General features: G+C 51.7%; 17 protein-coding genes. 6 read left to right on the forward strand and 11 right to left on the reverse strand.

All coding sequences use genetic code 11. From position 1 onward, the window contains the following. Window positions 1-352: 352 nt before the first annotated feature. The 6 genes from E1N14_RS00050 to fadB form a co-directional block, all read right to left on the reverse strand. Window positions 353-3,529: an amidohydrolase family protein gene (locus E1N14_RS00050; RefSeq protein WP_062793969.1), complete on the reverse strand. Its 3,177-nt coding sequence runs from the start codon at window positions 3,527-3,529 to the stop codon at window positions 353-355. 100 nt (window positions 3,530-3,629) lie between these two features. Beyond that, complete coding sequence (locus E1N14_RS00055) at window positions 3,630-4,100, reverse strand: MOSC domain-containing protein (protein ID WP_025011833.1); 471 nt, start codon at window positions 4,098-4,100, stop codon at window positions 3,630-3,632. A 23-nt stretch (window positions 4,101-4,123) separates the two neighbouring features. Continuing rightward, complete coding sequence (gene tusA, locus E1N14_RS00060; protein WP_025011832.1) at window positions 4,124-4,369, reverse strand: sulfurtransferase TusA; 246 nt, start codon at window positions 4,367-4,369, stop codon at window positions 4,124-4,126. 122 nt (window positions 4,370-4,491) lie between these two features. Beyond that, entirely contained in the window at window positions 4,492-5,619 is a 1,128-nt protein-coding gene (locus E1N14_RS00065; protein WP_025011831.1) for a diguanylate cyclase domain-containing protein, read from the reverse strand. A gap of 201 nt (window positions 5,620-5,820) precedes the next feature. Next, window positions 5,821-6,984 (reverse strand): acetyl-CoA C-acyltransferase FadA, encoded by a 1,164-nt coding sequence (gene fadA / locus E1N14_RS00070; protein WP_044735608.1) that lies wholly within the window; start codon window positions 6,982-6,984, stop codon window positions 5,821-5,823. A gap of 21 nt (window positions 6,985-7,005) precedes the next feature. Further along, window positions 7,006-9,156: a fatty acid oxidation complex subunit alpha FadB gene (gene fadB / locus E1N14_RS00075; protein WP_062793968.1), complete on the reverse strand. Its 2,151-nt coding sequence runs from the start codon at window positions 9,154-9,156 to the stop codon at window positions 7,006-7,008. A 236-nt stretch (window positions 9,157-9,392) separates the two neighbouring features. Here fadB and pepQ point away from each other — a divergent pair, with 236 nt between their 5' ends. From pepQ to hemG (E1N14_RS00095), 4 genes are all read left to right on the forward strand, one after another. Next, on the forward strand, window positions 9,393-10,715 hold the full coding sequence (gene pepQ / locus E1N14_RS00080; RefSeq protein ID WP_062793967.1) for a Xaa-Pro dipeptidase: 1,323 nt from the start codon (window positions 9,393-9,395) through the stop codon (window positions 10,713-10,715). Beyond that, window positions 10,708-11,322, forward strand: a complete 615-nt coding sequence (locus E1N14_RS00085) for a YigZ family protein (RefSeq protein ID WP_025011830.1) — start codon at window positions 10,708-10,710, stop codon at window positions 11,320-11,322. The genes pepQ and E1N14_RS00085 overlap by 8 nt, the downstream gene beginning before the upstream one ends. 64 nt (window positions 11,323-11,386) lie before the next feature. After that, on the forward strand, window positions 11,387-12,844 hold the full coding sequence (locus E1N14_RS00090; protein WP_025011829.1) for a TrkH family potassium uptake protein: 1,458 nt from the start codon (window positions 11,387-11,389) through the stop codon (window positions 12,842-12,844). Beyond that, window positions 12,844-13,371 (forward strand): menaquinone-dependent protoporphyrinogen IX dehydrogenase, encoded by a 528-nt coding sequence (hemG, locus tag E1N14_RS00095; RefSeq protein ID WP_025011828.1) that lies wholly within the window; start codon window positions 12,844-12,846, stop codon window positions 13,369-13,371. Before E1N14_RS00090 ends, hemG (E1N14_RS00095) begins: the two co-directional genes overlap by 1 nt. A 266-nt stretch (window positions 13,372-13,637) precedes the next feature. Here hemG (E1N14_RS00095) and E1N14_RS00100 read toward each other — a convergent pair whose 3' ends face one another. Beyond that, on the reverse strand, window positions 13,638-13,943 hold the full coding sequence (locus E1N14_RS00100) for an ArsR/SmtB family transcription factor (RefSeq protein WP_025011827.1): 306 nt from the start codon (window positions 13,941-13,943) through the stop codon (window positions 13,638-13,640). 228 nt (window positions 13,944-14,171) lie between these two features. Between E1N14_RS00100 and hemG (E1N14_RS00105) the strand changes: the two genes are divergently transcribed. Continuing rightward, window positions 14,172-14,711, forward strand: coding sequence for a menaquinone-dependent protoporphyrinogen IX dehydrogenase (gene hemG, locus E1N14_RS00105; RefSeq protein ID WP_025011826.1), 540 nt, complete (start codon window positions 14,172-14,174; stop codon window positions 14,709-14,711). 148 nt (window positions 14,712-14,859) lie between these two features. After that, window positions 14,860-15,393 carry a spermidine N1-acetyltransferase gene (gene speG, locus E1N14_RS00110; RefSeq protein WP_025011825.1) on the forward strand — a complete coding sequence of 178 codons (534 nt, stop codon included), beginning with the start codon at window positions 14,860-14,862 and terminating at the stop codon, window positions 15,391-15,393. A gap of 6 nt (window positions 15,394-15,399) precedes the next feature. Here the strand turns inward: speG and E1N14_RS00115 are convergent, their stop codons facing one another. The 4 genes from E1N14_RS00115 to fmt are packed head-to-tail and all read right to left on the reverse strand — an operon-like array spanning window position 15,400 to window position 20,520. Beyond that, window positions 15,400-16,842, reverse strand: a complete 1,443-nt coding sequence (locus E1N14_RS00115) for a TrkH family potassium uptake protein (protein WP_025011824.1) — start codon at window positions 16,840-16,842, stop codon at window positions 15,400-15,402. A gap of 10 nt (window positions 16,843-16,852) precedes the next feature. Then, entirely contained in the window at window positions 16,853-18,262 is a 1,410-nt protein-coding gene (trkA, locus tag E1N14_RS00120; RefSeq protein WP_025011823.1) for a Trk system potassium transporter TrkA, read from the reverse strand. Window positions 18,263-18,271: 9 nt separating this feature from the next. After that, window positions 18,272-19,570 (reverse strand): 16S rRNA (cytosine(967)-C(5))-methyltransferase RsmB, encoded by a 1,299-nt coding sequence (gene rsmB / locus E1N14_RS00125; RefSeq protein ID WP_025011822.1) that lies wholly within the window; start codon window positions 19,568-19,570, stop codon window positions 18,272-18,274. Continuing rightward, complete coding sequence (gene fmt, locus E1N14_RS00130; protein ID WP_025011821.1) at window positions 19,567-20,520, reverse strand: methionyl-tRNA formyltransferase; 954 nt, start codon at window positions 20,518-20,520, stop codon at window positions 19,567-19,569. The genes rsmB and fmt overlap by 4 nt, the downstream gene beginning before the upstream one ends. Window positions 20,521-20,538: the final 18 nt, after the last annotated feature.

Here is a 20,538-nt window from a genome sequence, read left to right on the forward strand (position 1 = left end):
GGCCAGGGCCCTTTGCGACGATAATCTATCTGCCATTGTGCATGCTATTCTGGATGTTTATCGCATTTGCCTTGGGTCGATTATTGACGCTTAGTGATGGCGTTAGTGTGTTTATTGGAGCGCTATTTACATTGCCTACTCTGGCGCTGGTGAACTTGTGGGCCGTTCGGGTGGGTGATACTTTACTACGACTCAGCTTTGGCAAACAAGCCATCATGCCTACACTCATCCGCTTCCTGTTGCCGGCGCTTGTTAGCTACCTACTGTTATCTTTGGTACTGCTACTGCTTATAAAATAAAAGGATGTTCCACGTGGAACATCCTTCCGTTTTACGTCGGGCTTAATCTTTTTTTAAATCTCTTCAAAGAAGAAGGGCTGACGCTGCTTCTTATCACCATTGAGTTGATTCATGGTTTCGGCATCATAGAGTTTGCCATTGACCATAGTATGAGTGACTCTGTCTGTGACCCTAATATCTTCTAGTGGGTTACCGTCGATAACAATAAGGTCGGCTAATTTGCCCGGCTTAATTGAACCAAGCTGATGGTCCATAGCGAAGGTCTTGGCGGGATAAAGCGTTGCTGTCTTCAGCACTTCCATATTGCTCATACCGCCCTGGGCAAACATCCACATCTCCCAATGAGCTGCCAAGCCTTCGCGCTGACCATGGGCACCAATGTTGGGATGAATCCCCAATTGATTCACCTCATTGGCGACTCTGGCCACATTGAAGTGGTTATAATGTTCATCCGGTGCGGTAGGCCTTCTCATGGAGCGAGCCCGCAACAGATCGGCTGGAACATATTTTGACAATCGTGGATGAGCCCAGACATCAGTCTTGTCGTACCAATAGTTTTCGCCCGAAATGCCGCCATAGGCCACTACCAAGGTGGGGGTGTAACCCACTTGGGTTTGGCTCCAGAACTGCTTAATGTCGTCGTAGATTGCTGCAGCCGGCAGGGAGTGTTCCACTGTGGTGTGACCATCGGCAATCATGGTGAGATTATGTTGCAGCAGGCTTCCTCCTTCTGGAACCACCATCATCTCCAGTTCTCTGGCTGCGGCTATGACTTGTTGACGCTGATTGCGTCTGGGTTGGTTATAGCTCTTGACGCTGAAAGCACCGACTTTTTTAAGTCGTTCGAGGTGGAATTTGGCATCATCCAATGAGTCTATGTGGCTGGTGTAGCCAGGTAAGTTGGCACCATAGAGTATGGTGCCGGTTGAGAAGATTCGCGGGCCAACAATCTTTCCGGCTTTTTGTTGCTCGCTGGCAGCAAAAATTTCGGTAGTGTCATTGGAGGGGTCATGGATGCTGGTAACCCCCAAGGCCAAGCCGGCATATAGCTGCCAGTTCTGCTGGGGGATGATTTCGCTTTCACCTTGAGCGCCATGGGCATGGGCGTCAAACAGACCTGGCATCAGTGTCTTACCTGAAATATCCACTAGCATGGCATCATCCGGAATTTCCATGTCGGCTTCACCCACGGCTAGGATATGGTTATCTTTCACCAACACCACTCCCTTATCTATTACCCTATCATTCTCCATTGTGATGATCTTACCGCCGACGAAAGCGATTGTTCCACGTGGAACATCTATCTCTGTCTGAAAACCAATCTCAGTAACTTGGACCTTGTCCTTAGCATTCTTCTCTCGATAGTCGTTATTCAGGCTCACTTGATAGAGTTCTGGGCCAAGGGTCCAATAGAGTTGATCGCTGTTGGCGCCCCAACTGATACTCTCACCGGCGCGGGTACTGAGCTGTGTTACTGGTAAATTAGTCGCCTTAGGCCCGATATCAACGGTTTCACCATGCTTGGCGAATGGGGTGACCCAAACACGGAAACGTTCGGCAAATGCGAGTTGCTTACCATCGGGAGATACCCTGAATTCTGTGGCGTGTTTGCTGGTGTAGTGTACCCGCTTATCGAAACCACTAAGCGATATAGAGGCTAGCTGCGGCGTTTCACCATTCTCCATAAAGTAGACTCTGTCGTTGTCGGCACCAAACTGTGGTTGGAAGCCCTGAGCTGAGAGTTTCTTTAGTCCTTTACCATTGCTGTCAACCAGGTAGAGCCCGGGATCCTGACTCCAAGTTTTGGGGGTAATATAGCCACCGGCAATTTTACGAAACACAACTTGTTTGCCATCGGGAGAGAAGGTGGGCTCGATATATTTCCCCGGCTCTTGTGTAAGTGTTGTGGTTTTTCCTCCTCGGGCACTGATGGTTCTAACGCTGCCTTGTTGCTGATCATTCCATGTGGTAAACACCACTCGCTTACCGTCACGGGACCATTGAGGGAATAACTCTTCCAACTGTTCATCCAAACGGGTCAGGCGTTTCGGTTTGCCGTCCGGAAGTTGCTTTACCCAGATTTTTCCCAGAGCTTCGTAGATGACTTTGGTTCCATCTGGCGACACCTGAGCCATGCGCAGCATTTTGACATCCAGTTGTTGCTGATCTATATCCTGCTTAAAGCGCACCGCCGGTTGCACAGCAAGTTCTGTGGTGACATTGAATGGGATCTCTGCCGCTTGCTTGGAAGCCAATTCGAGTTTGTGGATTTTGCCTTTTGCCCAGAAATAGATCTCTGCACTATCTGGGCTCCAGGCCATAGTGGGATAGACACCGTGTATCGCCCAGGTTTCCTGCATGTCTCTGTCAAGGTTACCATAGAGCTTTTGCTCTTTACCGGAAACAAGATCCAACAGGTATAAGGTTGACTGAAAACCGTCGCGTTTGATATAGGCCAACTGTTTACCATCAGGGCTCGGAGTAGGCCTGATAGCACCACCTGTGCCTTCGATAAGCACTTCGATATCCCCGGTTTGGGTATCGTAGCGTTTTATCTTGTATATGCCTTTGACCGAGTCTTTGGAGTAGTGAAAGGTCTTGCCTGGGGTGGCATCTTGGCTGAAGTAGATATATCGGCCGTCAGGGGAATAGGCGGGTTCACCCAAGTCTTTCTGATCATTTGGCCGGTCGGTGAGTTTAACTCCTTCGCCACCGGCAATATGATAAAGCCAGACTTCCCCGGCTCCTAGACTGCGGCTGGCTGTGAAGTGCTTTCGCGCCACCAGATACTGGGAATCTGGGCTCCAGGCCGGGCTGTTGAGCAGGCGGAATGTTTCATTGGTTACCGGACGCGGATTACTGCCGTCAGCATTCATTACCCAGATGTTGTCGCCTCCATCCTGATCTGACGTAAAGGCAATGTATTTGCCATCTGGGCTATAGACAGGTTGCATCTGCCAGGCTATACCTTGTGCCAGAGGTTTGGCTTCACCGCCCTGAGCGGGAATTCTGTAGATGTCACCCAGCAGATCAAAAACCAGATATTTGCCATCCGGGCTCAGGCTCAGATTCATCCAGGTACCTTCAGATACCTGAATTTTGGCTTGTTCAAGAGGAGCATTCAGCGGGGCATTGACATCCCACTTGGGGGCTTGATCGTCACTGAATGCCGAAGCTGAAAAGAGCAATGAAACAGCTGTGTACAGAGGGGTTAGTTTAGGTCTCAACATGACAGCGGCCTTATTTTAGTTATCGGTTACCGACTGTCTGTTATCTCACAAATTTGTTAACAGTAAAACCTCAATACTGTATCAATTGGTTTTCCATTTTTTATAAGTCTAAGTTGCGATTTGGCCAGCTATCGAGTAACTGAACCGGGTCCTGAGGCCTGATTTTCCCTGGATTGATCACTTTGGCGGTACAGCCACCACGCCAAGCAGGCGTTAATGCTGCTTCCAACCCTGGGTATGCTCGCTCCATTTTGCCGCAGGGGTCAGTTTCTCCGGTAAGTTCAAGTACCAGTTGCTCACCAATCTTCAGGTATTTACCCACCAACTCAGGTGCAAACTCCAGACCATCCAGCAGCAAGTTGGCTCTGCGGCTCGTCCAGGGAAGCTCTGTCTGCAATTGAGCACAGGCTTGTTGCCACTGTTGTTGAGACAACAGCGTCACCTGACGCTTCCCCGGTTTACCGAAAACGTCGCCCTCTACACCCTGGGCCAAACTGACTTCGGCATAAGGCAATAAATCCATCGGGGCGTTTCTTTGCTTTTTATGGGCGATAGCGAGCAGGGTAATCATAGGTTCCTTCCTGATGGAGTTAATTAGAGACCCTTCTTAATCAAATATTGATAAGGCAGGTTATCCGTTTGACTGGCCACCAAGGTGTGGTCCATAAACTGGCAAAAGCTGGGAATATCTCTGGTGGTAGCCGGATCATCGGCGATGATGAGTAGCGTTTCTCCTTCGGCCATGTGACGGACCTTTTTACGAACCATCATGACAGGTTCCGGACACCTCAAACCTAAAGCATCCAGTTGATGTTGGGCACTGGCGAAGACCTGACTCATATAACCTCTTACAACGAGAACAACAGAAGTGGCTAATATTACTCCAAGGCAGCGGTCAAACCAAGTTGGCAGCTATTTTTTGTGCTCCACCGCATTGTTCCACGTGGAACATAGTTCTGTGCTTAATCCAACTCTGAGCTCTTAACTGTATCTTCGGTCTCCGGATCTCCGCCGGTTTCTGCTGTCGTATTCTGCTTACGGGAACGTTTATAGGCATACATGCGCTCGTCGGCCAGATGGATTAATGCCATGGGCTCCATATATTCATAGGGACCGGTTTCGGCAATACCGACACTAAGAGAAACCTCTTTGAGTGATTGTTGTAGATACTGCCTGAGTCGGTCGATAAATACTTCTCTGGCCTGATCTTCGCGGCAGTTGGGCAGTATGATACAGAACTCATCTCCGCCATAACGGAAGCAGCAGTCCTCCAATCTGGCTGTATTTTTTATCGCATTGGCGACAGTGCAGAGAACTTCATCCCCTAGTCTATGGCCTTGGGTGTCATTGAAGTTTTTGAAGTCATCTATATCCATATAGATGGCGGAGACCGGCTCGGCTCTCCTTTGTGCCGCTCGGAGGATTCTGGTGGCTATTTCCTGCAGATGGCGCACGTTCAGTAGCCCAGTTAGGGGATCGGTTCGCGAAAGCTCCTCCAACTGTTGTGTTCTCTGCTTTACCTTGGTCTCCATGCTGAGAGCGTATTGCTCCGCCTTGTACTTGGCATTCTCTATTTCGGAAACCAGGCTGCGAATGTAGGTATCGAATACCAGGGTCACATCAAACAACATTAACTTGTCCAGGGCGACTCTCGCTTCCTGAAACTCTTGCTCCTTAGTCATGGATGTAGCCAATACTTCGTAGAGCAGCGACTTTAGAGTATGAACCGCCGACAAGTAGAGTTTGGGCTCCACACCGATACGTTTATGTACCAAACCGATACGCAGACGGTTGTTAACATACTCAAGGTCATAAACACCACTAAATAAATCAATAACATACCTTCTTTGTGCCGTACGCAACCGAGCGAGAGTGTCTGAGTCGCCAATTAGAAGGGCTATTTCGGAAACACTGGTCTGTAATTGATAAAAACTGTCTACGACCCTGTCTATGTTGTGTTCGATAATGGGTTTGCAGGAAAGCAGAGCCTTGATGTCCTGACTGCCGAGATTAAAAAGGGATTTGCGGAAGTCAATTTCCAGCTCAGTGATCCGCATCTGCTCGAACAGTGTCTGTTCAGTCTGGAGCATGATGTTCTCTTCACCGTTATTAGTTACTGAAAGTAAAGATGAAGAATGGACTAAGAGCAAACTATTACGATGGGGAATCTTGAGTATTTGACGGCAATAAAAAACCGCCGCTTGGCTTTAACTGACCAGGCAGCGGTTTTCGTTTGAGTTCGCTTGAAAGGGGCTGCTTTTTATACGCCCTCAGCCTTGGCTGATATTTACTCAGACACGCTCAAACACAGTGGCAATACCTTGGCCGAGACCAATACACATGGTTGCCAGACCCAAGGTCGCGTCCTTACTCTCCATCAGATTGATCAAAGTGGTGGAGATACGGGCTCCCGAGCAACCCAGAGGGTGACCCAAAGCGATGGCACCACCATTGAGGTTAACCTTCTCATCGACCAACTCCATAAGACCCAGGTCTTTCACGCAAGGCAGAGACTGCGCGGCAAAGGCTTCATTCAGCTCAACCAGATCGATATCCGCTATGCTGAGGCCTGCGCGAGTCAACGCCTTTTGTGTGGCAGGAACCGGGCCATAGCCCATGATTGATGGGTCACAACCGGCAACCGCCATCGACTTGATACGAGCTCGGATAGGCAGTCCCAGCGCCTTGGCTTTCTCTTCTTCCATCACCAGCATGGCAGATGCGCCATCGGACAGGGCCGAAGAGGTACCAGCGGTAACAGTGCCGTTGGCCGGGTCAAACACGGGACGCAGGCCCGCCAGCGATTCCATACTGGTTTCAGGGCGGATCACTTCGTCATAATCGATTTTGATCAAGGCACCATTGGCATCATGGCCTTCGATAGCCTGGATTTCTCTGGCAAAACGGCCTTCAACTGTGGCTGCATGCGCACGTTTGTGCGAGCGCACGGCAAACTCATCCTGCATTTCACGGCTGATACCGTGCATGCGACCGAGCATTTCCGCCGTCAGTCCCATCATGCCGGCTGCCTTGGCAACCCGGGTAGCCAGGCCAGGGTGGAAGTCGACCCCATGACTCATGGGAACATGACCCATATGTTCAACACCACCAATGATGAAGGTATCACCCATGCCAGTCATGATGGCCCTGGCTGCCTGGTGAATGGCTTCCATGGATGAGCCACAGAGACGGTTTACGGTAACTGCGCCAACCTGCTTGGGGATACCCGCGAGCAGAGAGGCATTACGGGCGATATTGAAACCTTGCTCCAGAGTCTGCTGCACACAGCCCCAGATAACGTCTTCTATGGTGCCGGGATCTAACTGGGGATTACGTACCAGCAGGGCTTTCATCAACTCGGCAGAGAGTGTCTCTGCACGAACATTTCTAAAAACACCGGCCTTGGAACGGCCCATGGGTGTACGAATGCAATCTACGATAACTGCTTGTTTCATGGTTAAAATCCTTTCCGCAAATTAGGCCTGATAGTAAGAACCGTTGTTGGCTGCCAGTTCACGCATGCCATCGGTCACCTGGTAGAGTCCCCCCAGGTGGGCGTATTTGTCAGCCAGGGCGACAAAGTTGGCAACGCCCATGGTATCCAGATAGCGGAACACACCGCCTCTGAATGGTGGGAAGCCAAGACCATATACTAGACCCATGTCGGCTTCGGCCGGGGTGGCTACTATGCCTTCTTCCAGGCAGCGTACGGTTTCAATAATCATGGGGATCATGGTGCGGGCGATGACTTCATCGCTGCTGAACTCTTTGAGTTCACCGAATTCGGCCTGCAGTAATTCGTAGCTGACAGGATCCTTGTCTTTCTTCGGCTTACCACGCTTATCCACAGAATACTGGTAGAAACCTTTACCGTTCTTCTGCCCCAGGCGTTCATGGCCAAACATGATATCTATGGCGTCTTTGCCTGTTTTTCCCATACGGTCCGGGAAGCCTTCGGCCATGACGGCCTGGGCGTGATGGCCGGTATCCAAACCGACTACATCCAACAGATAAGCCGGGCCCATAGGCCAACCAAACTGTTTCTCCATCACCTTGTCGACGGCGATAAAGTCTGCACCATCGGCCAGCAGGCCGTTAAAACCGGCGAAATAGGGGAAGAGTACCCGGTTAACGAAGAAGCCGGGGCAGTCGTTGACCACTATCGGCGTCTTACCCATCTTGCTGGCATAGGCCACTACAGAGGAGATGGTTTCTTCCGAGCTGTGTTCACCACGGATCACTTCCACCAGAGGCATCTTGTGCACTGGGTTGAAGAAGTGCATACCGCAGAAGCGGGAAGGGTCTTTCAGACTCTTGGCAAGCAGGTTAATCGAGATGGTTGAGGTGTTGGATGCTATGATGGCATCGGCAGCTAGCTGCTGTTCGACTTCGGCCAGCACAGTCGCCTTAACCTTGGGATGTTCTACTACCGCTTCTACTACTATATTGGCGTCTTTGACGGCGCTGTAATCGAGCGATGGGGTGATGTTATTGAGCACTTTGGCCATCTTGGCCGGGGTGGAGCGACCACGCTCTACCTGGGCCGTCAGTAGCTTGGCCGCCTCGTTAAGGCCGAGATCCAGCGCCTTCTGCGCTATGTCCTTCATCACAATCGGCGTACCCTTGCTGGCACTTTGGTAGGCGATACCGCCGCCCATAATGCCTGCGCCCAATACCGCGGCTTGTTCAATGTTCTTGGCTTGTTTGGCGGCCTTCTTGGCTTTGCCTTTGACCTGTTGGTCATTGAGGAAGATGCCGATCAGCGCCTTGGCCACATCTGTTTTGGCCAGTTGAATAAAGGCTTGATGTTCTACCAATAAGGCTTCTTCGCGCCCCAGACCGGCAGCCTTTTCCACAACGTTAACCGCCGCCATGGGCGCCGGATAGTGCTTGCCGGCAACGGAAAACACCATGCCCTTGGCTGTGGTGAACGACATCATGGCTTCCAGCTTGGGCAGTGTCAGTGGCGACTGTTTACGTTGACGGCGGCTCTGCCAGTCAAGTTTGCCAGCCAGCGCGTCCTGTAGCATCTGTAGTGCTGCGGCCTGGAGCTGCTCTGGAGCCACTACTGCATCTACTGCGCCGACTTTGAGAGCGGCTTCCGGGCGTTGGTCTTTGCCTGTGGTGATCCACTCCAGTGCATTATCTGCACCTATCACTCTGGGTAGGCGCACTGTGCCACCGAATCCTGGGATGATCCCCAGCTTGGTTTCCGGCAGGCCGATTCGGGCACTGGTGTCGGCAATGCGGAAGTCTGTGGCCAAAATGGTTTCGCAACCACCGCCCAAGGCAAAACCATTGATGGCAGAAGCGGTTGGGAAAGGCATGTCTTCCAGCTTGTTGAATACCGCATTGGCTTGCTGCAACCATGACAAGAGTACTTCATCTTCCTGAGCGAACAACCCAAGGAACTCAGTAATGTCGGCACCGACAATAAAGGCATCTTTGGCCGATGTCAGCAGCAGTGCCTTAACGCTGGATTCTGCTTTGATGGCGTCCAGTGCCTCATCCAGAGAGGTCAGGGTGGCGCGGTCGAATTTGTTTACCGATCCTTCGGCATTGAAGCAAAGGCGGGCGATATTATTCTCGAGTAACTCAACCTGAATCATCGAATTTTGGTAGATCATTGCTTGCATCCTTATTGCTTAGGAGTAGGGCAGCTCAGGCCATCATTTGACCAGTTGTTGCTCAGTGTGCTTCGAAAAAAGGAAAAATACAACACCCAATTTAAACGATCGTTTAATTGCTTACCGGTTAGCTGCAAATTTCAGCTTTGTGATACACTGCACACTGGCTTTTGTTGTAACTGTGAACAGCTTCCAATAGCAAGGGGAACCTTGATTTCAGATAACAGGAACGGCTTATTATGCAACTGGCTCAGCATTATCAATCACATATAAACACTCTTAATCAAAGGGTTGCCGAGATTTGTGCCCGTGAGGGACTGTCTGGATTGGCAATTCATTCGGGTCAACCACACAGGCAGTTTCTGGACGATATCGATTACCCCTTCAAGGTGAATCCCCATTTCAAGGCCTGGGTGCCTTTACTGGAAACACCTCACTGTTGGCTGCTGGTCAATGGTCGTGACAAGCCTGTACTGATCTTCTACCGTCCCGAAGACTTCTGGCATAAGGTGACAGATCTGCCGCAAAGTTTTTGGTGTGACAGTTTTGATATCCGTATTTTGACCAAGGCCGATAAGGTGGCGGACCTCCTGCCTGTGGCCGAAGGTCGCTGGGCCTATGTAGGTGAACACCTGGAAGTGGCTTCTGTGCTCGGGTTTAACAACTGTAATCCCGAAGCCGTAATGAGTTACATGCACTTTTATCGTGCCTGTAAGACAGATTACGAGTTGGAATGTATGCGTCAGGCTAACCGCATTGCGGTCAAGGGCCATCGCGCGGCCAAGAACGCCTTCTACAGTGGTGCCAGTGAGTTTGAAATCCAGCAGCAATATCTAAGTGCCATAGCACAAGGGGAGAATCAGGTTCCTTATGGCAACATCATAGCCCTCAACCAAAATGCGGCTATTTTGCATTACACTGCGTTGGAGCATGAAAGCCCACAGCAGAGGTTGTCTTTTCTGATCGATGCAGGTGCTTCTTTCCACGGCTATGCCGCCGATATCAGCCGTACCCATGCTTTTGAAAAAAATCGGTTCCACGATCTTATCCAGGCGATGAATCAACTGCAGCTTCAACTGATTGAGCACTTGCGACCCGGCAAACGTTATACCGAGCTGCATCTGCTGGCTCATCAACAGCTGGCGACTCTGTTACTTGAAGCCGGCCTGGCCAAAGGCTCACAAGAGACGCTGTTGGAGCAGGGCATTACCCGGGCGTTTTTCCCTCACGGGCTGGGGCATATGTTGGGATTGCAGGTGCATGATGTAGGTGGTTTCTTCAATGACGAACGCGGCACTCATGTGGCCCCTCCGGAAGAGCACCCGTTTCTGCGCTGCACCAGGACTATGGCGCCCGGGCATGTAGTAACCATAGAACCCGGGCTCTACTTCATCGACAGCCTGTTGGCGCCACTCAAACAAGATGGCCGCAAGGCGTTAGTGGATTGGGACCTGATCGCCAGTTTGCGCCCGTTTGGTGGGATCCGTATCGAAGACAATGTCATAATCCACGCCCATGGCAACGAAAACATGACTCGAGAGTCCGGTCTCATTGATTGAAAGTTATCCCATTGCGGCCGAAGAACAGGAATATGAAGAGGAGATAAAGCACAGCCGCTTTATCTCTCTCGTATTTCCCTGTCATTCGCCGGAAGAGTTTAAACAGCAACTACAACAGATAAAGCAGCGTTATCCTGGTGCCAGTCATTATTGCCAGGCATTTATTTGTGGTGCACCCATGGGGCAGTCGGCCATGGGTTCGAGTGATGATGGCGAGCCGGGCGGTAGTGCCGGTCGCCCCATGTTGGCGGTATTGCTGGGGGCTGGCATAGGCGAGATTGGCGCGGTTGTAGTGCGTTACTATGGTGGCACCAAGTTGGGTGTGGGTGGGCTGGTTCGTGCCTACAGTAGTGGGCTCAAGCAGATGTTGCCCAGGCTGGCGACCAAGACCAAAATGCTTAGGGAAAAAGGCAGTCTGGTTTGCCGTTACGACCAATTGGCCGATGTCGAACATCTGCTGCAGAGGCTCGATGTGTTGATAGAGGGGCGGGAGTTTTCAGAGCTGATTCGGCTGACACTGGCTGTGCCCTTATCTGTTACCGGAAGCATCAATAAGGAGCTGGCTCCCATGAGCCAAGGCCAGTTAAAGATAGATTTTTCACAGTGAACACTCTGATAACTTGTGCGACAATGCTGGGTTTTATTGGCCAATGGACTGATTGAAAAACGGCATGCATTACCGAACAATTACCCGTATTACCGGGTTACTGATAGGGCTCTTCTCCATCACTATGCTGCCTCCGGCATTGGTGGCCCTTATCTATGAAGACGGCGGTGGTACAGCCTTTATCAAGGCCTTCTTTATCAGTCTATTTATCGGCTTCTGGCTCTGGTATCCCAATCGCCACCATAAGGCAGAACTCAAGACCCGAGAGGGTTTTTTGATTGTTGTGCTGTTCTGGACCGTACTTGGTGCCATAGGTACCTTGCCCTTTTTGCTATCGAAACAGCCGGACTTGTCGCTGGCCGACAGTATTTTTGAATCTTTTTCGGCACTGACAACCACAGGGGCCACTGTGATTGTCGGCCTGGATAACCTGCCAAAGGCGATACTCTTTTATCGTCACTTGCTGCAATGGCTAGGTGGTATGGGAATTATTGTGCTGGCGGTGGCTATTCTGCCGGTGTTGGGGATTGGGGGGATGCAGCTTTACCGGGCTGAGATCCCCGGGCCCGTAAAAGATTCCAAGATGACCCCCAGGATTGCCGAAACGGCCAAGACGCTCTGGTATATCTATCTGATGTTGACCCTGGCCTGTGCCGGCGCTTACTGGCTCGCAGGTATGAGTGCCTTCGATGCCATCAGCCATTCATTTTCTACTATCGCCATCGGCGGCTTCTCCACCCATGATGCCAGCATGGGCTACTTTCAAAGCCCGACCATCAATTTAATTTGTGTGGTATTTCTACTGATTGCGGCCGTGAACTTCAGCCTGCACTTTGCGGCATTTTCCCGCCGGGGGATCAACTTCAAGGTTTACTTTCGTGATGCCGAATTCAAGGCGCTTATCGGTATTCAGTTACTGCTGACCGCTATCTGTTTCGCCACCTTGTATCACTCGGGTATCTACGACTCACCGGAACAAACTCTGGATCATGCGCTGTTTCAGGCGGTATCCATTTCCACCACAGCCGGTTTTGGTACCGAGAGCTTTCATGTTTGGCCGCTGTTTCTGCCTATTCTGTTGATGTTTTCCAGCTTTATCGGCGGCAGCGGTGGTTCTACTGCCGGCGGGATCAAGGTTATCCGCGTGGTGCTACTGTTACTGCAGGGCTCGCGCGAGCTTAAGCGTCTAATTCATCCCAGGGCCATGTTCTCCATTCGTATCGGTTCCAAGGCGTTGCCGGATAGGGTGATAGACGCTGTTTGGGGCTTCTTCTCCGCTTATGCTCTGGTGTTTGTCATCTGTATGCTGGTCCTGATGGCCATGGGGATGGATGCGATTACGGCCTTCAGTGCCACCGCAGCTTGCCTCAACAACCTGGGGCCAGGCCTTGGCGAAGTTGCCAGCAACTACGCCAGCATAGGTGACGGAGCCAAATACGTGCTTGTGGTTGCCATGTTGTTTGGGCGCTTGGAAATCTTTACCTTATTGGTGTTGTTTACCCCGACTTTCTGGAAGAACTGATGAGCAAGACTCTGATTATTTACTCGACCGTTGATGGCCAGACCAAGGCAATATGCCAGACCATGGCCGATGAATTGAGCCAAGCGGGTGAGATAGTCTCTATGGTATCGCTGGCTGAGGTGGAAACCGATACGTTACCGACATTCGATAAAATCTTGGTGGGTGCCAGCATACGTTATGGTAAGCATAGGCCTGAGCTGTATCGTTTCGTCAATAACCATCATGCGCTGCTGAACGCCAAGAAGAACGCCTTCTTTACCGTGAATGTTGTGGCCCGCAAGCCGGAAAAGAATACGCCGGAAACCAACCCTTATATGCAGAAGTTTTTGCAGTTATCCCTGTGGCAGCCACAGTTGCAAGGCGTGTTTGCCGGCAAGATAGCCTATCCCAACTACGGTTTATTTGACCGTAGCATGATTCGGCTGATTATGTGGATAACCAAGGGGCCAACAGATACCAGCGGTACTTATGAATTCACCGATTGGCAGCGGGTGAAGACATTTGCTGCCGAGTTTGCCGAGCTTTAATAAGGAAGGTGCGAATAAGTCCTCGTGGCACTCTGGCTTGCACAGCAATTGGCGTTCAAGGCATCTGACTGAAGGCATGCCGGGGCCTGTCGAGGTTGGATAACGCAGAAAGCCGGTTGCTGTGAAAGCCCCTAAGGGCGTGGCTTACAGGCCTGCCTGCTGCGTTGTGCTTCTTGCAAAGGACTAGGCCATTTGCTGCGAACCACGCCTTGCATCCAGGCCCGTAAGCCGACGCAGAGCACACATGGGACTTGTTCGCACCTTCCCTAAGCGCAGTACTTGCGGTGCAGGATAGAGATGACCTCTGTGACCTGCTGGTTCTTGAGCGAGTAGTAAACAACCTGCGAACTCTTGCGGGTCGCCACCAGATCTTCAGCACGCAGTACCGCCAGATGTTGTGACAGAGCGGACTGGCTCAGGGGCACGGTTTCATTCAACTGAGTGACGCTCAACTCTTGATCCAGCAGAAGGCAGAGGATCATCAGGCGGTAAGGGTTGGCGATGGCCTTGAGCCATTTGGCAGCGTTTTCCGCATTGGAAAGCATGGCTGCGACATCAATATCTTTTTGCATCAGCTTGGAACCTCTTCGCCTTTTGATTAGGTTATTCTAATTGAATGGGGAGATGAGCACAATCATCAGTCTTTTATCTGGATCGCAATTCTAGCCTGAAAAATACCGATACAGCGCAATTTGCGGCAATATTCTCACGGGTTGAAGCCGATTATGTGATCTTTCAACTTGTTCAATCCGGGCGATAAGCCACACAATTTAAGTTACAGACACTCAATAGGCGAACTTATGAAATCCATTCTTGTGCTCTACTTCTCCCGTGGTGGCCACACTGCCAAGATCAGTCGCTGTATTGCCGAAAGGCTACAGCAGTTGGGCCATGAGTGTGACAGCATGGATTTGGCTGCGGCGGAGGCGGAAAACATCGACTGGCAAAAATATGATGCCGTGGTCCTCGGTGCTTGTGTGCTTTATGGTACCTACGACAAGAGTGTGTTCGCTTTTTGCAGCAAACACCAACAGGTGCTGACAGAGAAAGGACTCAGTTTCTTTTCCGTCAATGTGGTGGCTCGCAAGCCGGAGAAACGGATCCCGGAAAACAACAAGTATCTGCAGAAGTTCATAGCCCTGTCGGATTGGAAGCCCAAGGATGTGAAGATTATCGCCGGTAAGGTGGATTACCCCTCTTGGGGCTGGCTGGACAGCTTTATGATCCGGCTGATCATGAAGATGACGGGGGGGCCAACCGATCCCAAGACGGTTATCGACTACACGGACTGGGAAGACGTAAAGCACTATGCCGAGTACCTGAGTGACTTGGCTTCCTGATAGAGGCAATGTTTTCAAAGCGCAGTCCTGGTACTGCGCTTTTTTGTATGTGTGGAAAAGGGTGGCAAGGTAAATTAACTTTCACTATCTGTGTGCCTGTTGTCCGCTTAATATGGCTGGCTTTATTGGCACGACTTTAGGAGGTGTCATGAATGACGGTGAGATTCGCCTACGGGCGCTGGAAAGAACAGACCTGAGGTTTATTCATCAGCTGAATAACAACCGCATCATTATGGCTTACTGGTTTGAAGAGCCCTATGAATCGTTCGATGAGCTTGAAGAGCTCTACAACAAGCATATCCACGACAAGACAGAGCGGCGCTTTATCGCAGAAAATGCTCAGCAGCAGACCATAGGTCTGGTTGAGCTGGTGGAGATCAATGACATTCATCGCAATGCCGAGTTTCAGATAATCATAGCGCCTGAGTTTCAGGGGCGAGGCTACGCCAGGGCCATGGTTAACAAGGCGCTCAACTACGCCTTTACCATACTGAACCTATACAAGGTTTATCTGCATGTGGCCTTGGAGAATGACAAGGCGTTACAACTCTATCAGAAGTGCGGCTTTAAAGAGGAAGGCCATCTGGTGCAGGAGATCTTTATCAACGGCCAATACTCGGATGTCAAACGCATGTATGTCCTGCAGACCGATTATCTACAGCTGAATAAAATTCACCCATAGATAATATCAGTATTTCCAGAAGCTGGGATGGAACAAGACGGCGACAGTCAGGATCTCCAAGCGGCCCAGTAACATGCCTATCGACAGTGCCCATTTGGCCAAGTCCGGCAGGCTGGAAAAGTTGCCTGCTGGGCCGATAACAGGGCCAAGCCCTGGGCCGACGTTGGTCACTGCCGTTACTGCGCCGGACAGGCTGGTGACAGGGTCAAGACCACAAAGCACCAACACCAGCGCCAGCATCACGATAACCAGCATAAACAGCAGTGCGAAGGTCACCAAGGAGCGCACAATCTCTTCATTGATAGGTCGGTTGTTGTAGCGCTCGCGGAAAATGCCGTTGGGATGAAACTGCTGCTTCAATTGTTCGCGCATGATGGCGCCGGCGATCTGGAAGCGGAATATCTTGATGCCGCCGGAGGTTGAACCTGAACAGCTGCCGACAAACATCAGGAACAGAAAAGCGATATTTGCCAGCGCCCCCCAACTGCCATAGTCGGTCAGGCCATAGCCTGTGGTAGTGACCACGGAAACCACGTTGAAACTCGAGAGCCGCAGGGCGTCAATAAAGGCTATTTCACGCGAACTGTAGAGCCAATAAGCCAGAGAGAAAGACACCAGCAGCAGAAAAAGAATAAAGCCTTTCACTTGGGCATCATTCCAGACCTTGATACTACGTTGCTGCAGACTCTGAACAAACATCAGCAGCGGCAGGCCACCGGCCGCCATAAATACCACCCCGACCCAGTGCGCCGCCTTAGGAAAGGCTGCCATGGAACTGTCCGAAGTCGAGTAGCCCCCAGTGGAGAGCGTGGTCATGGCATGGTTGAGCGCTTGAAACCAGTTCATCCCCGCCAAGTGATATGCTAAACCGCAGCATACTGTCAGCCCCAAATACACCAGAAACAGGTATTTGGCCAGACTCTGGGTGCGGGGGATGGCCTTGTCGGACCAATCTGAGGATTCGGTTCTGAACAGCCGCATCCCCCCTACGTTGAGAAACGGCAGAATGGCCACCGCCATCACAATAAAGCCTATGCCACCGAGCCACTGCAACAGCGAACGCCAGACAAGAATGCTGTGATCCATGCTGTCCAGCCCGGATAGTACAGTGGAGCCTGTGGTGGTGATCCCCGACATGGTTTCAAAGAAGGCATCGGTATAGCCAATACCGTGATACAGGGTAAAGGGCATGGCGGCGAACAAGCTGACAATAAACCAGGTTAGACTTGTCAGCAGGAACATGTCGCGGATATTCAGATTAAGTTGCTGCCCCTGGCCCCTGTGCATACAGATACTGGAGACAGTACCTGTGACCAGCGCCGATGCCATGAAGGCTGCCACTGTTTCTTCGCCGTAAAACAGGGCGAAGAAGAGTGGAATAAACATAAAGGCCGTCAGCATGGACAAAAACAGGCCTAGGATGAATAGTAGTGGGCGAAAATTCAGCATGGCCAGAGCCTTAGAAGAAGAAAGCGCTCGGCTGGAACAGTTTTTCCACTTCGCCGATAAACTTCTTGTTCACCAGGAAGAGAATGACATGGTCTCCCTGTTCGATAACTGTCTTATCGTGGGCCATCAAGACTTCATCGTCGCGGACTATGGCGCCTATGGTGGTACCCGGTGGCAGCTTGATTTCGCCTATCTGTTTACCCACGACTTTGCTGGTGCTGGAATCACCGTGGGCAATGGCTTCAATCGCCTCGGCAGCGCCTCGGCGCAGTGAATATACGTTGCAGATATCCCCCTGGCGGATATGGGTCAACAAGGCCGAGATGGTGGCTTGCTGCGGTGAAATGGCGATATCTATATTGGCTTCCTGAACAATATCGACATAGGCTTCACGCTGAATAAGCACCATCACTTTCTTGGCACCCATACGTTTGGCCAACAGTGCCGACATGATATTGGCCTCGTCGTCGTTGGTGACGGCGATAAACACATCGGTTTGATCTATGTGCTCTTCCATCAGGAGTTCCTGATCGGAAGCATCACCGCAGAATACCGTGGTATTTTCCAGCTTTTCCGACAGCGCCTCGGCTCTGTCCTGACGATGTTCTATCAACTTGACCGAGTGATTACGCTGTAGCTTCTTGGCCAGTCCCAAACCTATGTTACCGCCACCGGCGATCATGATATTGCGGTAACTGTTATCCAGCTTCTGCATCTCACTCATTACTGCCCGCACATGGCGACTGTCGGCGACAAAGAACACTTCATCATCGGCTTCTATGATAGTGGTTCCCCTGGGCATAATCGGCCGTCCCTGACGGAAAATCGCCGCTACCCGGGTATCAATATTCGGCATGTGTTCGCGCAGTGCAGCCAGCGCGTTGCCCACCAATGGGCCGCCATAATAGGCGCGAACAGCCACCAGACTCAGCTTTCCTTCAGCGAACTCAAGAACCTGTAAAGCCCCTGGATAATCTACCAGGCGTTGTATGTAAGCGGTTACTAACTGTTCGGGGGCAATCAGCTCATCTATGATGAAACCACCCCGTGTCCGAGGTTCATTACTCTTGGTTTCACTGTCGATAAACAGCTTATCCTGCATCCCCAAATACTGCTCTGAGCGAATACGGGCTATCTTGGTTGGTGTGCCAAACAGGGTATAGGCAATTTGACAGGCGGCCATGTTGCATTCGTCGCTGTTGGTTACAGCGATCAGCATATCGGCATCTTCGGCGCCGGCTTCTTTTAAGACGCCGGGGTGGGCTCCGTGACCGACAACCACCCGCAAGTCATATTTGTCTTGCAGTGCCCTAAGGCGATTTCTGTCACTGTCGACTATGGTGATATCGTTGTTTTCACCCACCAGGTTTTCTGCAAGGGTGCCACCGACCTGACCTGCGCCCAAGATGATTATTTTCATGGCCTCGTCTTATCCCTGAAGTTTCGACTTAACGATTCGCGCGTAATAAAACCCGTCCATATTGTCCTGTCCGGGCAAGATTTGCCAGCCTATCGCATCTGGCTGGTCTGCCTGAGTGATAGCTTCCAGCCGGGCATCCGGCGTACGCTCCAGGAAGGCGACAACTTGATCGCGGTTTTCCTGTGGCAGGATAGAGCAGGTGGCGTATAACAGTACACCGCCTGGCTTCAACCATTGCCAGCAGTGATCCAATATCTGTTGCTGCACCTTGGCCAACTCCTCAATATCCTGTGGCTTACGCAGCCACATGATATCCGGATGGCGCCGAATAACGCCGGTAGCCGAGCAGGGGGCATCCAGTAATATGCGATCAAACTTGCTACCCTGCCACCATGAAGCAATATTTGCGGCATCGCCGTGCACCAACTTGGCATTCAGTTGCAACCTTTGCAGGTTCTCGGCAACTCTCTGCAGCCGTTTGTTGTCGTTGTCGACCGCCACCAGTTCTATGTCAGGACACAGCTCCAGCAGATGGCAACTCTTGCCTCCCGGAGCGGCGCAGGCATCGAGAATGGTTTCGCCCGCTTGAGGTGCCAGCAGGGTGGCGGCCCATTGAGCAGCACCATCCTGCACAGACACTGAGCCTTCGCCAAAGCCGGGCAGAGTGGTGACATCGCAGGCTTGCTCGAGCAATATACTGTCTTCCCCCTGACCTGGAGTGGCGGCAATTTCGGCTTCAGCCAAGTGTTGCAGATATTGCTCACGGCTTTGGGATAAACGGTTGTTGCGCAGCCACAGTGGCGGCCGCTGGTGACTCTGTTGCACCACTTGTTGCCAGTTTTCCGGATAGGCAGCAGTGAGCGCCTTGAGGATCCAGTTGGGCGTATTGTGTTCCAGCACAGGGTTATCTGTGGCCAGTGGGCTATTGTCTCGCTGGATATTGCGTAAAACGCCGTTGACTACCTTGACCAGGTTTTCAAACTTCAGCTGACGACAAGCTTCGGCAGTTTCCGAAATGGCTGCATGGGCCGGTATCCGGGTGAAATACAATTGGTAACAACCCACAAGAAGCAGCTGGTGGACGATACGCTGTTTCCCTTTGAACTGTTTACTGAGGCAGTCGCTGACTCTCTTGTCCAGTTGTGGCAGGGTGCGCATTACGCCGTAGCAAAGTTCGGCCAAAAGCGCCTTGTCTTTGCCGCTGTGAAGCTGCTGCTGTTGTTCGGGCAGGGCAACCGAGAGGGACATGCCCCGTTCCAGTACCTGAAAGATGGCCTTGGCGGCAAGAGCTCTGAGATTCTGCCTCATGATGCTTGAGCCAAATTATTACCGGGCTGGAACCATTCGCCCCTGGCGTTGAGAATATCGGCGATATCCAGCGGTTTTTTCCCTGGCAGTTGTGCCTTTTTCAACACCAATAGGCCATCGGCAGTGGCAATGGCTAATCCTCGCTTGTCGGCGCGCACCACTGTGCCCGGCTCAAACTGCTCGGCTGACTCTTCCACTTCAGCCTGCCAGACCTTGATATTTTGCCCTTGGCATTCAAAGTAGCTCACCGGCCATGGGTTAAAGGCGCGGATCTCCTGCCACAGATTGCGGGCAGCCTTATGCCAGTCGATACGGGCTTCCTCTTTACTGAGTTTTTCGGCGTAGTTGGCCAGTGATTCATCCTGCGGCTCGGCGGTGAGTTTGCCTTCGGCCAGACCTTGCAGAGCTTGGATCAGTGCCACTGGTCCCTGTTGGGCCAGTTTTTCATACAGGGTTGCTGAAGTGTCGTCATCGGCTATCGGCAGCGAGGTCTTGAGCAGCATGTCTCCGGTATCCAAACCGACATCCATCTGCATTATAGTGACCCCGGTTTCTTTGTCCCCGGCCCACAATGCCCTTTGGATAGGCGCCGCACCGCGCCAGCGCGGCAGAATAGAGCCGTGAACATTGATGCATCCCAGGCGGGGAGCCTGCAACACTGCCAATGGCAGGATCAGGCCATAGGCGACCACCACCATGATATCGGCTCCAAGAGCTGCCAGCTCCTGCTGGGCTTCTTCGTGGCGCAGCGACTTGGGTTGATAGACGGGAATATCGTGTTCCAACGCCAGCGCCTTGACCGGGCTTGGGGTTAGTTTGTGGCCTCGTCCGGCGGGTTTGTCCACTCGGGTATAGACGGCAATGACTTGATGCTCTGAGTCCAGCAGCGCCTGCAGGTGGCGCGCTGCAAAGTCCGGAGTACCGGCAAAAATGATCTTCAGTGGTTTCAAAATAGATCCTAATTATTC

Source organism: Shewanella algae (assembly GCF_009183365.2).
GTDB classification, from domain to species: Bacteria; Pseudomonadota; Gammaproteobacteria; order Enterobacterales; family Shewanellaceae; genus Shewanella; species Shewanella algae.

Bases quoted from the DNA above. Each gene is read 5' to 3' on its own strand.
- E1N14_RS00050 (WP_062793969.1), bottom strand. From the start codon at position 3,529: ATGTTGAGACCTAAACTAACCCCTCTGTACACAGCTGTTTCATTGCTC.
- E1N14_RS00055 (WP_025011833.1), bottom strand. From the start codon at position 4,100: ATGATTACCCTGCTCGCTATCGCCCATAAAAAGCAAAGAAACGCCCCG.
- tusA (WP_025011832.1), bottom strand. From the start codon at position 4,369: ATGAGTCAGGTCTTCGCCAGTGCCCAACATCAACTGGATGCTTTAGGT.
- E1N14_RS00065 (WP_025011831.1), bottom strand. From the start codon at position 5,619: ATGCTCCAGACTGAACAGACACTGTTCGAGCAGATGCGGATCACTGAG.
- fadA (WP_044735608.1), bottom strand. From the start codon at position 6,984: ATGAAACAAGCAGTTATCGTAGATTGCATTCGTACACCCATGGGCCGT.
- fadB (WP_062793968.1), bottom strand. From the start codon at position 9,156: ATGATCTACCAAAATTCGATGATTCAGGTTGAGTTACTCGAGAATAAT.
- E1N14_RS00090 (WP_025011829.1), top strand. From the start codon at position 11,387: ATGCATTACCGAACAATTACCCGTATTACCGGGTTACTGATAGGGCTC.
- hemG (WP_025011828.1), top strand. From the start codon at position 12,844: ATGAGCAAGACTCTGATTATTTACTCGACCGTTGATGGCCAGACCAAG.
- E1N14_RS00100 (WP_025011827.1), bottom strand. From the start codon at position 13,943: ATGCAAAAAGATATTGATGTCGCAGCCATGCTTTCCAATGCGGAAAAC.
- hemG (WP_025011826.1), top strand. From the start codon at position 14,172: ATGAAATCCATTCTTGTGCTCTACTTCTCCCGTGGTGGCCACACTGCC.
- speG (WP_025011825.1), top strand. From the start codon at position 14,860: ATGAATGACGGTGAGATTCGCCTACGGGCGCTGGAAAGAACAGACCTG.
- E1N14_RS00115 (WP_025011824.1), bottom strand. From the start codon at position 16,842: ATGCTGAATTTTCGCCCACTACTATTCATCCTAGGCCTGTTTTTGTCC.
- trkA (WP_025011823.1), bottom strand. From the start codon at position 18,262: ATGAAAATAATCATCTTGGGCGCAGGTCAGGTCGGTGGCACCCTTGCA.
- rsmB (WP_025011822.1), bottom strand. From the start codon at position 19,570: ATGAGGCAGAATCTCAGAGCTCTTGCCGCCAAGGCCATCTTTCAGGTA.